The organism is Synechococcus sp. R55.4 (assembly GCF_047461935.1).
In the GTDB taxonomy this organism is placed as follows: domain Bacteria; phylum Cyanobacteriota; class Cyanobacteriia; order Thermostichales; family Thermostichaceae; genus Thermostichus.
On the sequence record NZ_JANSIF010000036.1, the window covers coordinates 1 to 14,001 of the forward strand.

Here is a 14,001-nt window from a genome sequence, read left to right on the forward strand (position 1 = left end):
ACCTTGAGCTTGCAGGATATGGTCAGGACTTGGCTCATAAGTTCATTGTACTTCATCAAAGCGCATTCCTCCCGGCAGTGACCCTACGGGTACAGTGCGGGGCTCCTGCGATTTCTAGCTGACCTTTCAGATCGGGGATCGCTTGGGCTGTGAATCCTCAGATCCTGCTCAATTGTTGCTGACCAACCGGCCCAGCCTGGAATCCAGTTGCACATTCTTTCCTTCCGATTTCACCTACGAAGCCTTGGATCCCCAAGTGTGGGCCGACTACATGGCGGAAGTTCCGGCCTTAGCGCAGATGGCGAATATTTTGCAACCTTATCCTTTCACCTGTGGCATTTATCGCCAAGACGAGGTTTCGTGGTGGATTTGCGCCTTTTGGGCAGCCCAAGAGGACTTGGGAACCAACTTGCTCTTGCGCGCCCACAGAGTCGAAACTTAGGCGCTTGAGCCCTATCTCCTCTCCCTCATCGAGACGGGGATCGGCGTTACCGGAATCAAAGGGGCTGATAGCAGTCGTGGTTTTTATTACCATCTATTTCAACTGATCGCGCTAGCGGGCCAGAGGCCTTAGCAGGAAGCAACCGGTCGTTTGTTTCGCCTTGACGGTGAGATAAATGACTATGCGTTGTGGAACGGTTTATTGCAATTGACCTACTCGCGACCGCTATAGCTGGCTTCCGCCCAGAGCGTGAGCTGGGGGCCTTACGGCACTCCTTCGTAAATCACATAGACTCCGGCGCGCTCAGGCCGAGAATGCCGGTGAGGACGTTAAACAAAACCTGCTGCGTGGCCTGCACCAATTGGATGCGGGCTTGGGCCAAAAGGGGATCCTCTTTCAAGAGCGGCAAAATACGGCAGTTGTCGTAAAACTTGTTGAAATCGGCGGCGATGGCTTCTGCATAGCGGATGATCTTGTGGGGAGCGCGCTCTTCGGCAGCGGCGATCAGCTCATCCGGCAAGGCCAACAAGCGCAGCAGCAGGGCCCGCTCTTCTGGCTCTTTGTAGGGCAGTTTTTGTTGCTCCGTCAAAGGGACTTTGTTGGTCAGTTCAACCTTTTCTTCTTCCTGTAGCCGCCGCAGCAGAGTGCAACAGCGGGCATGGCTGTAGTGAACATACACGACCGGGTTATCGAAAGTTTGCTTGACGGCCAAATCCAAATCGAAGTTGATGGGGCTGTCCATGCTGCTGCTAAGCAAAAACCAGCGGGCTGCATCGACCCCCACGCCAATTTCTGGATCTTCGATCAGGTCATTGAGTGAGACAAAGTTGCCGGTGCGCTTGGACATGCGCACTTCGGTTTTCTCACCGGTTTGCGGGTCGGTTTTGAACAATTTGACAAATTGTCCAATCAAGATTTCCAGCTTGACATCTGGGCTGAAGGCACCCACCGCCGCCTTTAAGCGGCCGATATAGCCATGGTGATCCGAGCCAAGAATGTTGATCAGCCGGTGATATCCCCGCTGCACTTTATCCCGATGGTAGGCAATATCGGCGGCTAGATAAGTGAACGAACCATCGGCCTTTTGCACCACCCGATCCTTGTCGTCGCCAAATTCTTGGGTTTTGAAATAGACGGCCTCTTCGGCCCCTGGCTTGGGATCCTCACCCCGCGGTGCTTTGGCTTTGTAGAGAAAGCCGCGCTCTTGCAGCTCCTGCAAAGCTTGCTGGATGGCGCTCAGGCCTGTCTGGGGATCGGGGGTGTGCAGGCGGCGCTCGCTAAACCAGTGATCAAATTCGGTGCGTAGTTGTTGCAGGGTCTGCTTTTGCCAGGCCAGCATTTCCCCATAGGCAAAATCGGTGTACTCCTCTAGGGTGGTGGGCAGAGGGCGGATCCCGGCTTTCACCTGCTCCAAGAGACGTTGGGCCATCTCAATCAAGTAGGTGCCGTGATAGGCATCTTCCGGCAAAGCGATGTCTTCCCCCTGCAGTTGCCGCACCCGCACCTCGAGGGACTGGCCCAGGAGCCGCATTTGGTTGCCGGCATCGTTGATGTAAAACTCCCGCTCCACCTGGTGCCCCGTCCAGCGCAGCAGGTTGGCCACTGTGGAGCCGACGGCAGCCCAACGCCCATGGCCCACATGCAAAGGCCCCGTCGGGTTGGCGGAGACAAACTCCAGCAGAATGCGCTCGGGATGGGGGGTGGCTGTTTTGCCGAAGTTTTCTCCCAGATGCAGCAGCTCCTGCAGGCGCTCGGCCAAAAAGGGATCCCCCAGCCGGAAGTTGAGATACCCTCCTCCCGCCACCTGAGTTTCGATGTCCGGCAGATCCAAGTGTTTTTGCAGGGTTTGGGCGATCTGGGCCGGTGCTAGGCGGCAGAGCTTGGCCATGCCCAGGGGGGTGGGACAGGCGTAATCGCCGTAGCGAGGGTCGCTGGGGATCTGGATCACGGGGGCAATGGCTGCGGCTTGTGGGGGAGCCAGGGATCCCAGTTGGCCTGCTTCTGCTGCCTGTCGAATGGCCTCAGATACAGCACCGGCGAGAAAGCGAACCAGGGAGGTGGAAGGGGATTGGATGGCCATGGTTGAAGAGGGATACACGTGAGTTAAGAGCAATGGCGATCGGGATCCCTGCGGCAGCAGGAGCACTATCATACCGGCAACGAACCGGCCATGACCAAGGCAGAGTTCTCACCTTGGCTAAAAGGGGATCCCCCAGCAGGTAAAGGTATCCTCAAATACAGAAGTTTGACTCCGCCTTGCTAAGTTGGTTGCTTATAGTCTTCACTCCATTGTTTGCCGCATTCCCGTTTGCGGATCCCTACTGAGCCAGGTGCTGTGGAGCATATAGATATGTCCATCCCGAAATCGTCGCGTCGTCAATTCCTTCAATCTGCTGCTGCGGCTGCCTCTTGGGTTGCCGTTGGAGGGCTAAAGGCGAGGGCTCAGAGCCGCGGGCCGCTTCTGGTTTCCCAGGGACTGACGCCCCTGAAGTTTACCCTCTCTTGGTTGCCCTCTTCGATGGATACCCCCCTTGTAACGGCGATCTTGAAGGGCTACTTCGCCGAAGAGGGGCTGGAGGTCACCTACGAGCGCGGCTATGGCTCCGCCGATTCCATCACCAAGATTGCCGCTGGCCAGTACGACCTGGGGGAAGGGGATCCCTACTCCATGATCGAGTTCAATGCCAAAAATCCGGACGTGCCCTTGGTAGCGATCTATGTCCACTTCAATCGCTCTCCCTTTGGCATCTACACCTTGAAAGATAAGGGCATTGGGGAGCCGGCCCAACTGGCGGGCAAGAAGCTAGGAGCACCGGCAGGGGATGCGCCGCGTCGGCTCTGGCCGGTCTTTGCCAAGCAAGTCGGCATCGATCCGGGCTCGGTGGAGTGGGTAACTATGGAGCCGCAGTTGCGCGAACCTTTCCTCATCCAAGGTCGGGTGGATGCAATCAGCGGCTTTATGACCTCGGCCATGCCCAATTTGGTGCGGGGCGGGGTCAAGCTGGAAGATATTGTTCCCTTCCTTTACAACGACTACGGCCTTGAGCTGTATGGCAATGCGCTCATCACTCGTGTGCAATTGCTGCGTGAGAAGCCTGAGCAATTCAAAGCTTTCTTGCGGGCCTATGTCAAGGGTTGGCAAGACACTATTCGTGATACCGATGGCAATATGTTGGCCCTTCTGGACAAAGCCAAGGCCGACGGACAAGTGCTGGATACGGCAATTGAGAAATTGCGCCTTACCCTGGCAATGCCGCGCCTGTTTGTTACCGATGAGGTGCGACAAATTGGTTTGGGGGATGTAGTGCCTGCTCGTATGGAAACCTCGATTGCTCAGGTGGTGGATGGCTTTGGCTTGCCCACTAAGCCCTCTCTAGAGCAAGTGTTTGATGGAAGTCTGCTCCCACCCAAGTCTGAGCGGATGATTGGATAATCTGGGTTAGGCCAGCAACGATTTTGAAGCCTCTGTCTATTGGCTTGCCGGTGCAGGCCAACTTATCCTGCTTGCTGGGAGGCTATTTCTGGCTGCAGGTGCGGTCTGCGTCCTTATTGGATCCCTCATCCGCGAAGTATCCCCAAAGCTTTTCGTGGCAGGGATCCCAGGCTGCTCCCGAAAGAGGCCGACGGGAGACCTGTTCGCGTTGGTGGATGGGAGACCGGAAGCGGCATGGAGCAGTAGGGGAGTGTCTCGAACTTTGTTTAGGGTTACCCAAGAACGCCGTAAGGCCCCTGCCTTTGGGCATGGGGAGCATGTCAATGAAATCAAACCTGAGAAACAGATGTATTGGGAAGAGTAGCTTAGGGGTGCTTGAAGTCGAGATAGCTTTTCCGATCCCGAAAAAAAGCTGAATAAGTTTGTGGTGCTCAGGGATCCCTTTTAACCTGGAGGGGATCACTAGGGAGTTTAGGCCCTTGGAAACTTTTGTTCTGATTAAGCAAGTTCCCGATCAAAACGCCAAGGCCGGCATCAACAGTGACGGCACGATCGATCGCGCCAAGGCCAAGCGGATGTTAAACCCTTTTGATCGCTATGCACTGGAAGCAGCTCTGCAAACCAAACGGCAACACGGGGCGAGAGTAACGGCAATTACAATGGGGCCACCCCCGGCCATTGAGGTGCTCTACGAGGCCATTGCCCACGGGGTGGATCGGGGTATTTTGATGACCGACCGCCGCTTGGCCGCTTCCGATACCCTAGCCACTGCCTATACTCTGGCCCAGACGGTTCGCTATGCTGGCCGGCCCGATGTGATCTTCTGCGGGCTCCAGACCACCGACGGCGATACGGCCCAGGTGGGGCCGCAGTTGGCGGAGCGGTTGGGGATCCCTCAGGTCACCTATTGCGAAGCCTTCGAGATTCGGGATGGGATCCTGGTGGCGCGGCGGGCCATTGAAGGGGGATCCCAAATCGTAATGGTGCCCCTGCCGGTTTTGATTACGGTGGCCAATTCCGCTCGGCGTTTGGCCTACCCCACTCTACGGGGTGTGCAGCGGGTGCAGCGGCTAATGCGGGATGAGGCGGCACGGGCCGAGGCGATCCAGATCCTCAACTTGGACGATGTGGGGGCAGACCCGGAGCGCTGCGGTCTCAAGGGATCCCCAACCATCGTGGCTGCCACCGAAAAAGTGGGGGAAATTGGCGGCAACTGTCAGATCTTTCAAGGGCAGTCCGTCCCCCAACTGGTCAACCAACTGACCCAGGCCGTTGACCTCTCCCGCTACGCCGCAACCTCCTAGATCTTTACATCTTGCGTCCCACCGGCCCCCCATCGCCCCTCAATCATCACTGTCTGATCATCGACCCCAGGCCAGCTGGCTGCGGTGAAAAGTTGACCCAGAAGGACTCTGCTGACATCGTCGCAACCCCAACCCGATTCAATCCCGATCTCAACCTAGGAGTCACAGTTTTATGGATCGCAAGCGGATAGTGGTCTTCGCCGAGCAGGTGAACGGGGAACTGCAGCCCATCGGCTTAGAGTTGTTGGGGGCCGGGCGGCGGCTGGCCGATAAGCTGGGAGCCACCTTGAGCGCTCTTGTGCTTGGATACAACATTGCCCACTTGCCCCCAATTCTGATCGGCCACGGGGCAGATCAAGTCTTCATCGCCGATCACCCCGAGTTGGCCGAATACCGCACCCTGCCCTACCGCCGGGTGATCACAGACTTGATCAAAAGCTGGCCCCAACCACCCCACACCATCCTGCTGGGATCCACCACCACCGGGCGAGATCTGGCCCCTCGCTTGGCCGCCCACCTGGAGACCGGCCTGACCGCTGACTGCACCGAGCTGGACATTGGCCCCTTCGAGTACACCAACAGCAAAGATCCCAGCAAGTCCGGCCTCTTCCCCGACTGCCTCTACGCCATCCGGCCCAGCTTTGGCGAATCTCTCAAGGCTCGCATCCTTGGCCCCTGGAAAAACCCCCAAATGGCCACGGTGCGCCCAGGGGTGATGGTGCCTCTGCCCTGGGATGGATCCCGCCAGGGGGACGTGATCCCGGTGCCGGTCAACTTGGATCCCGGCGATCTGCGCCTGCAGATTGTGGAAACGGTGCGCAACCTGTCCCAGGCGGTAGATCTCACCCGCGCCAAGGTGATCGTTTCCGGCGGCTACGGGCTGGGATCCCCAGAGGGATTTGAGCTGTTGAAGGAGTTAGCCGCTTGTTTTCCCAACAGCGCCGTCGGCTCCTCCCGCAAGGCCGTGGATTCTGGGTGGATCCCCTACGCCCATCAAGTGGGCCAAACCGGCAAGACCGTCCGACCTCAGCTCTACATTGCCTGCGGCATTTCCGGAGCCATCCAGCATCGCGTGGGCATGGACAAATCCCAGACGATCATCGCCATCAACAAAGACAGCTCTGCCCCCATCTTCAAATTTGCCCACTACGGTATCGTCGGGGATCTCTACCAGGTGGTACCCGAACTGATCCGTCAGATCCAGCAGGTCAAGTACCCCCAGCTAAAGGTGGGGGCTTGTGGAAGTAAGGTCTAGCCAGCCTGAAACCCCAAGGGCAAGGAAAGACTAGCCTGCCCAAGCAACCCAGTCATGGAGGGCGATTGAAGGGGACTGAGCCGACTGGGCGTGGCAGCCCACAGTACGTAGCGAATGCTTCCCTAGTTGGCTACCTCTACGTTGGTCAGTGGCGAAGGGACGTACATACTCCGAGTAGGAGACTTACCGCATGTTTGTGCCTGTCGTAGACCACAACCAAAACCCGCTCATGCCGACCACACCCAGTCGAGCCAGAAGGTGGATTAAGACCGGCAAGGCTACTCCCTTTTGGAAGAGAGGGGTGTTTTGAGTCCGGCTTAACGTGGAGCCTTCTGACCGGCAAACCCAACCCATAGCCGTCGGCATTGACCCAGGGAGCAAGAAAGAGGGGTGGTCGGTTAAATCCGCCGCACAGACCTACCTGAACCTCCAAGCGGACGCGGTCACCTGGGTGAAGGAGCATGTCGAACAACGGCGCATCATGCGTCGAGCGCGACGGTATCGCCAAACGCCCTGTCGTCAACCCAGGTTTAATCGCGCCAGGGGTGGGTTGCCCCCTTCCACCAAGGCTCGCTGGCAGTGGAAGCTACGTCTGGCTCGGTGGCTAAGCCAGTTGTTTCCCGTATCCGTATTTGTGGTTGAGGACATTAAGGCGAAGACCCGTGGCAAGCGCCGCTGGGACGTGTCTTTCTCTCCCTCAGAGGTGGGTAAGCAATGGTTCTATCGGCAGCTAGCCAATCTGGGACAGGTACTAACCCGCTCAGGGTGGGAAACCCAGCAGATGCGGGATGCCTTGGGTTTGCAGAAAACCAACAAAAAGACCGCCGAAGTGTTTGCGGCCCACTGCGTGGATGCGTGGGTGTTAGCCAACTCCGTGACCGGGGGGCACCTGCAGCCGGACAATCAGCAGATGCTTATGGTCGTTCCTCTGCGGTTTCATCGTCGTCAACTGCATCGTTTGCAACCGGGCAAAGGTGGGAAAAGACTTTCCTACGGGGGTATGCTGAGCTTAGGTTTGAGGCGGGGTAGTTTAGTGCGCCACCCCAAGTTTGGGCTCACCTTTGTCGGAGGCAGTTCTGCTGGAAGAGTAAGTCTGCATCGGTTGGAGGATGGGAAAAGGCTAACCCAGAGCGCCAGGAAAGAAGACGTAAAGTGTTTGAGCTTCTGTTCTTGGAGGTTCTACAGAAGAAACAAATAAAGCCGACCTAAAGGGCAGGGATTCTTTTCCGGGTTGCAGGATGATTCCCACTTCCTGGGCTACACCACTCTTGCGAGTGGTGGGGGATGCCATGACCCCAACTGCTGGGATGAACTCCCAGATACTTTTCCTGTTGACACTGCGCCATAGCACAAAGCCGCCCTAGTCGCGTCAGCGGGCCGTAGGCCCTAGGGCAGGGCTTGCAACCCAGTTTTCTTGGTCATAGATTGTGTTCATGGGATCCGCATACCGTTGTTGGCTGAGCTTGATCTGTCTGGTGTTGGTGGGATGCTGCTGGGGATCCCCGGCGTTGGCTGCCCATTCGTTGCCCTCCACAGTGGCAGAGGCGGCTCAGGTGTCGCCCCAGCTCGCTCGCGATGGGGGTATAGAGCACCTTTCCCTGACCGTAGCGCGGCAGCGGCTGGAAGCCATTGCCGAGGCCATGCGCTCAATTCGCCTGTGCAACCGGCCCAACTGCCGTTACCGAGATATCGCTGTGGAGGTGTCGGTTCACGATGGTGGTGCAGAGCCCTTCTACGAGGGCAGCATCGACGCCATGATCGACCGTCCTTCCGGCAGCTTGGATAGAGCCCACTACCGGCTGCAGTTTCGCCAGGGGCGCTGGCAGTTGCTGGGGGGCGAAGAGGTGTCCGATGTCTCTTCCTTTTTCTTTGAGGGAGATACCTACGAGGTGTTCAGCGCCTACGGCACCCGCAGTCACAAAGCCAAGTTGGCAGATGCCGGCAGTAACCTGCGCGTGGGCTATCGGGAGCTGTATTACCGCGTTTTCGACCGGGGCCAAGAGCGTTTGCACTAGCGGTGCGGAGCATGATGAGAGGCCGGCAACACACCCTAGCCAGCTCTATTTCTCTGGAAGGCGTTGGCCTGCACACCGGCCTGCCGATTCGCTGCAGCCTGCATCCAGCTCCTGTCGGCAGCGGTCGGGTGTTTGTGCGGGTGGATCGACCGGGATCCCCTGAGATCCCGGCCCAGTTGGGATCCCTGGCCCCTGCCCATCTCTGCACCCTGCTGCAGCAGGGATCCCCCTCTGTTCAAGTGCAGACGGTGGAACACCTGCTGGCCGCCCTTTACATCCTGGGCATTGACAACTGCCGCATCGAGGTGGAGGGGCCAGAGCTGCCGATTCTGGATGGCTCTGCCCTGCCCTTTGTAGAGGCCATTGCCCAGGTCGGGATCCAGGCCCAAGATCAGCCAGCCCTGCTGGGGGTGATCCAAGAACCGGTCACTGTCTGGGCGGGGGAAGCCTTTGTCAGCGCCCTCCCCCATCCTACAGCCCGCTTTACCTATGGCATCGATTTTGCCGATTGCCCGATTGGAGAACAGTGGCTGAGCTGGAGGGAGAACAGGCCGGATTTTGTCCAGTCCATTGCGCCGGCCCGCACCTTCGCCCGCCAGCAGGATGTGGAGCTGGCCCGGGAACGGGGGCTAATCCAGGGGGGCAGCCTGGAAAATGCCATTGTCTGTAGCCAAACCGAGTGGTTGGGGCCATTGCGCTACCCAGATGAGCCGGTGCGCCATAAGCTGATAGATTTACTAGGAGATCTCAGCCTCCTGGGCTGCCGACTGCAGGGGCACATTGTGGCCTACAAGGCGGGCCATGCCCTGCACCACCGTTTGGCCGAGCAGTTGCTCAAGAGTGGATCCCTGCTGATCCATGAAGAGCAAGGGGGAGAAAGAGATCCGGTTGCGTAGCCACAACCCTGCCATCCTCAGGTGCGACAGCGGTGCCGAGCACTTTTCTTCAAGGGGATCCGCTCTATTGGAATCTCTTGATCTCTTCTCCGTAGATCCCTGGGTGCTCTTTTGGCTGAGTTCTGGCCTGCTTCCTCCCCATCCGGGGTTTCAGTTTTGTCTTCTGTCTCCACGGGTTCACCATGGCCTCTGATGTCTCCCCTCCTCCCCTTCTCTCGGCTGAGGCAGCCGCTCAATTGGCAACTGCTCCCCCTGTCTTCACAACGGAGCAGATTTTGGAGATCTTGCCCCATCGCTATCCTTTTTTGCTGGTGGATCGGGTTGTGGAGTATCAACCGGGGCAACGGGCAGTGGGCCTGAAAAACGTCACCTTCAACGAGCCCTTTTTTCAGGGGCATTTCCCCAACCGACCCATCATGCCCGGCGTCCTGATCGTCGAGGCTATGGCCCAGGTAGGGGGGATCGTGTTGACCAAGTTGCCGGACGTGGCCGGGCGCTTGGCCCTGTTTGCCGGGATCGATGGTGTTCGCTTTCGCCGCCCGGTGCTGCCGGGGGATCAACTGCTGCTCTCTGCCGACTTGCTCACCATTCGCCAGAGGCGCATTGGCAAGATGTTCTGCCGCGCTCAGGTGGGAGGGCAACTGGTGACCGAGGGGGAACTGATGTTTTCCCTGGTGGATTGAGGGACAAACAGCGGCCATCCGAGAGGCGCTCTGCTGTGGGTCTTCTCACCAATTGAGATAAAGTGTTGGCATAGGGAGATGGCTCGGGGACTGCTTGCGCCTTTCTGTCGGGATACGGTAGACATATTGCTGCGTTGGGGTGGCAGCCTATTGGTCACGATGGCGGAGCGTAGCTCTAAGGTTGATCTCCCCCGGAGTCAAGCCTTGGTGATCCTTCGCGGGGTTGGGAGCGTAACCACAGTTGCTGGCTAGGTTGGAAATGAGTTCGTTCGCTTCAGCGGGATCCACTCCCAACGCCTCTGCAAGTGCGCCGCACCGCTCACGCGAGCGGATTCATCCCACCGCGGTGATCCATCCGAAAGCTGAGCTACACGAGACGGTGCAGGTTGGCCCGTATGCGGTGATCGGCGAGCATGTTCGTATCGCTGCCCATACGGTGGTGGGAGCCCATGTGGTGATCGATGGCTGGACGGAAATCGGCGAGGACAACCACATTTTTCCGGGAGCAGTTGTGGGCACCGAGCCTCAGGATCTGAAGTACAGCGGCGCCCCCTCTCAAGTGGTGATCGGCAGAGGCAATCGCATCCGCGAGTTTGTCACCATCAACCGGGCCACCAATGAAGGGGAAGCCACCCTGATCGGAGATCACAACCTGCTGATGGCCTACACCCATGTCGCCCACAACTGCGTCATCGAAAATCAGGTGGTGATTACCAATGCTGTCTCTTTGGCCGGCCACATCCACATCGAGTCTCAAGCCCGCATCGGCGGCATGGTCGGGATCCACCAGTTCACCCGCATCGGGCGCTTGGCCATGGTGGGGGCGATGAGCCGGGTTGACCGCGACGTTCCCCCCTACATGTTGGTGGAAGGACATCCAGCCCGCATTCGCGGTCTGAATTTGGTGGGGTTGCGGCGAGCCAAAGGGATGGAGGGATCCCTGCCCTTGCTGCGGCAGGTCTACCGATTTTTGTACCGCTCAGGGTTGCCTTTGGAAAAAGCGCTGCAAACACTGCGCAGCAGCCTGTGTGTCGTTTGTAACAGCGGTGCGGAGGGAGAGCGCCATGTCCTTTCCCTACAGGGGAAAGAGTGGGTGGACGAGACGGGATCCCTGCAACATCTGCTGCAATTTTTGGAAGACTCCCTCTCCCAGCCCCAACGACGTGGCCCTCTGCCGGCCCTGCGCGGGAGGGGGGAAGATCCGCCGGTGCAGAGCACTTCAGAGCTGGATGACTAAAGATTGGGGTCGGGAGCGTAGCTCTAGTGAGCCACCTGTTCATCTGCACGGGCGAGGTCTCAGGGGATCTGCAGGCCAGCCATCTGATTGAAGAATTGCTGCGCCAACGCCCTCAGCTGCGCATCACCGCCGTGGGAGGGGAGCGCATGGCTGCTGCGGGGGCCCGTCTGTTGCACCGCACCACCGAGATCAGCTCTGTTGGCATTTTAGAGGCTCTTCCCTTTGTCGGCCCCGCCCTCTGGACGGAGTGGAAGATTCGCCGCTTTTTGGCCCAAGACCCGCCAGATGTGGCCGTGCTGGTGGACTACATCGGCGTCAACAGCCGCATTGCCCGTCTGCTGCAACGGCGGCAGATCCCTGCCGTCTATTACATTGCTCCCCAAGAGTGGGTGTGGTCGCAGGATGCCCGCCTCACCTACCAACTGGCCCAGCAGATGCGGCTGATGTTGGCGATTTTCCCTGAGGAAGCCCGCTACTACGCGGCGGCAGGAGCCCATGTCCAGTATGTGGGCCATCCCCTGTTGGATATTTTGGCCGCTGTGCCCAGCCGTGCTGCCGCCAGAGCCCAGTTGGGGATCCCTGCCGAAGCCACGGTGGTGGTGGTGGTGCCGGCTTCGCGTCGGCAAGAGCTGCGCTCGGTTCTGCCTGTCTTGCTCAAGGCGGCTCAGTTGTTGCAAGCTCACCTGCCTCAGGCGCAGTTTTGGGTGCCCCTGGCCTCGCCCCGTTTTGCTGCCCCGATTGCGCGGGCTGCCCGCCGCCTTGAGCTCAACCTCACCCTTTTGGATCCCCAAGCTCTGCCCTTCTTCTCCCCCCACAAAGCTCATCACCTCGCCTTGGCAGCGGCTGATTTGGTGTTGGCCAAGTCGGGCACGGTGAACTTGGAGACGGCCATCTTAGGGATCCCCCAGGTGGTGATCTATCGCCTTAACCCCATCACCTTCTGGATCGCCCGCCATTGGCTGAGGGTGTCGGTGCCCTTCATGTCTCCGCCCAACCTGGTGCAGATGCGCCCCATTGTGCCGGAGTTGCTGCAGGAGCAGGCCCAGCCGGAGAAGATCGCCCAACTGGCACTGGAGTTGCTAACTCGGCCCGAACGCAAAGCCCAACTGCAAGCCGACTACGCCGCGATGCGGGCAGCCCTAGGAGAACCCGGCGTTCTGGCTCGCGCTGCCAAGGCCATCCTAGAGGTGTTGGATGGCGAAGCTGGATCGAAGCAGGATCCCTTCCGCCGCTAACTCCGGCGACCCAGCACCTGGGGCACGGCCCGTCCTCCCGCCAAGGCCGCTGTCGAATCCTCCTCTTCCAGATACTCAGCATCTTGGTTGACCCGCCACCCATCGTAGCGCCGTTCCCCCGCCACAATGTTGCGAGCGGCCAAAAGGCCCGTCATCATGGCGTGATCCTGGTTATTGTAGCGGTGCATGCCGTTGCGGCCTGCCACCTGCAAATTGGGCAGTGCTTCTTCCAAAAAGGTTCGAATGGTCTGGATGTGAGCTTGATAGCCGTGATTGTAAACCGGGTAGGCTTTCGGGGCGCGAATGACTGTGCCGCCCAAAACCTTTGCCTTCCCCAGCAGGCCCAACCGCTGCAATTCCAGCGTTGCCAAGGCCATCAAATCCCCATCGGTTTGTCCCCAAAAGGGATCCGTCGCTGAGCAAAAATACTCCAAACCCAAGCAGGTGACCGAGGGATCCGGAACCATGTCCGCGCTCCAATTCTTGAAGTTTTGGATACGCCCCACCCGCACCGAGGGATCGTGAATGTAGATCCAGTGATCTGGAAATAGGTTGGGCTCATCCACCAGCAAAGCCACCGTCAAAAAATCCCGATACCGCAGTTGTTCGGCAGCCTCTCGCACCGGCTCCGGTGCTGCAGGTACCAAAGCCCGCACCAGAGAGCGCAGCGGCATGGTGGAAATGAACTGCTCGCCGGTCACCCAAAAGGTCTCTCCCCCTTGAGAACAGGCTTGTACAGCTTGAACTCCGGCCCGGTTCCAGTGGATTGCCGTAACCTTGCGATCCAGTTGTACCGGCTGCCCGGCTTCTGCCAACAAGGTTTGAACGCGCTCCCACATCTGGCCTGGCCCTAGGCGAGGATAGCGAAAGCGATCGATCAGGGTTTTGATCACCCCCTCTCGGTTGGGGAAAAAGGTTTTACGGATCAAAGAAGCCATCGACAGACCCTTGATCCGCTGGGCTGCCCAGTCGGCGCTGATCTCGTGACAAGGGATCCCCCACACTTTCTCGGTGTAGGTCTTAAAAAAAGTGCGATACAGCCGTTCCCCAAATTGGTTAATGACCCAATCTTCAAAAGATACAGGATTGGGCCTGGGAAAGAGGCGCGCCTTTAGGTAGCTGAGCAGACAGAGACTGGTAAACCCTGGCCCCAGTTTGGCAAAGACATCCGCAGGTCGAATCGGATAGTCGAAGAAAACACCTCGATAAAAAATGCGGGAAAGCCGCCGACAAACCTGCATTTCCGAGCCCAAAATTTCCGTCCACAGGGCCTCAATTTCCGCCGACTTGGAGAAAAAGCGGTGCCCACCGATATCAAAGCGATAGCCTTGGTAGGTTACAGTGCAGGATAGCCCCCCACCTGAACCGGATCCGCTTCCAAAACCGTTACGGCAACTCCTCACACCACCTCGCCGATCCTGACGGAAATAGGTCTGTCCAAGGGATCCCCTCACGCTTTGGGGTTTTAAAGTGCTCCGCACCGCTGTCGCGATAGACTAGG

The 14,001-nt window shown here is 58.5% G+C and carries 11 protein-coding genes and 1 pseudogene; 10 read left to right on the forward strand and 2 right to left on the reverse strand.

All coding sequences use genetic code 11. The annotated features are described in order from the left end of the window. Positions 1–142: 142 nt before the first annotated feature. Entirely contained in the window at positions 143–442 is a 300-nt protein-coding gene (locus NW842_RS09220) for a hypothetical protein (protein WP_414417902.1), read from the forward strand. A 283-nt stretch (positions 443–725) separates the two neighbouring features. Here the strand turns inward: NW842_RS09220 and argS are convergent, their stop codons facing one another. Further along, the gene (gene argS / locus NW842_RS09225) at positions 726–2,522 is read right to left on the reverse strand and encodes an arginine--tRNA ligase (RefSeq protein WP_414374920.1); all 1,797 of its coding nucleotides are present in this window, start codon (positions 2,520–2,522) and stop codon (positions 726–728) included. A gap of 270 nt (positions 2,523–2,792) precedes the next feature. Here argS and NW842_RS09230 point away from each other — a divergent pair, with 270 nt between their 5' ends. The 9 genes and pseudogenes from NW842_RS09230 (at position 2,793) to lpxB (ending at position 12,500) form a co-directional block, all read left to right on the forward strand. Continuing rightward, on the forward strand, positions 2,793–3,875 hold the full coding sequence (locus NW842_RS09230) for an ABC transporter substrate-binding protein (protein WP_414374894.1): 1,083 nt from the start codon (positions 2,793–2,795) through the stop codon (positions 3,873–3,875). Between the two features lie 479 nt (positions 3,876–4,354). After that, positions 4,355–5,179: an electron transfer flavoprotein subunit beta/FixA family protein gene (locus NW842_RS09235; RefSeq protein WP_414417903.1), complete on the forward strand. Its 825-nt coding sequence runs from the start codon at positions 4,355–4,357 to the stop codon at positions 5,177–5,179. Between the two features lie 172 nt (positions 5,180–5,351). Beyond that, on the forward strand, positions 5,352–6,434 hold the full coding sequence (locus NW842_RS09240) for an electron transfer flavoprotein subunit alpha/FixB family protein (RefSeq protein WP_414374896.1): 1,083 nt from the start codon (positions 5,352–5,354) through the stop codon (positions 6,432–6,434). A gap of 190 nt (positions 6,435–6,624) precedes the next feature. Further along, positions 6,625–7,632 (forward strand): annotated as a pseudogene (locus NW842_RS09245) (RRXRR domain-containing protein). Positions 7,633–7,867: 235 nt separating this feature from the next. Continuing rightward, positions 7,868–8,449 (forward strand): hypothetical protein, encoded by a 582-nt coding sequence (locus NW842_RS09250; protein WP_414355589.1) that lies wholly within the window; start codon positions 7,868–7,870, stop codon positions 8,447–8,449. Between the two features lie 14 nt (positions 8,450–8,463). Next, the gene (lpxC, locus tag NW842_RS09255) at positions 8,464–9,345 is read left to right on the forward strand and encodes a UDP-3-O-acyl-N-acetylglucosamine deacetylase (RefSeq protein ID WP_414355597.1); all 882 of its coding nucleotides are present in this window, start codon (positions 8,464–8,466) and stop codon (positions 9,343–9,345) included. 182 nt (positions 9,346–9,527) lie between these two features. After that, the gene (gene fabZ, locus NW842_RS09260; RefSeq protein WP_414355588.1) at positions 9,528–10,028 is read left to right on the forward strand and encodes a 3-hydroxyacyl-ACP dehydratase FabZ; all 501 of its coding nucleotides are present in this window, start codon (positions 9,528–9,530) and stop codon (positions 10,026–10,028) included. A 259-nt stretch (positions 10,029–10,287) separates the two neighbouring features. Beyond that, the gene (lpxA, locus tag NW842_RS09265; protein WP_414374898.1) at positions 10,288–11,265 is read left to right on the forward strand and encodes an acyl-ACP--UDP-N-acetylglucosamine O-acyltransferase; all 978 of its coding nucleotides are present in this window, start codon (positions 10,288–10,290) and stop codon (positions 11,263–11,265) included. A 26-nt stretch (positions 11,266–11,291) separates the two neighbouring features. Continuing rightward, positions 11,292–12,500, forward strand: coding sequence for a lipid-A-disaccharide synthase (gene lpxB, locus NW842_RS09270; protein WP_414417904.1), 1,209 nt, complete (start codon positions 11,292–11,294; stop codon positions 12,498–12,500). Here lpxB and NW842_RS09275 read toward each other — a convergent pair. Continuing rightward, positions 12,497–13,981: an NAD(P)/FAD-dependent oxidoreductase gene (locus NW842_RS09275; protein WP_414417905.1), complete on the reverse strand. Its 1,485-nt coding sequence runs from the start codon at positions 13,979–13,981 to the stop codon at positions 12,497–12,499. The two genes, lpxB and NW842_RS09275, sit on opposite strands and share 4 nt — an antisense overlap. Positions 13,982–14,001: the final 20 nt, after the last annotated feature.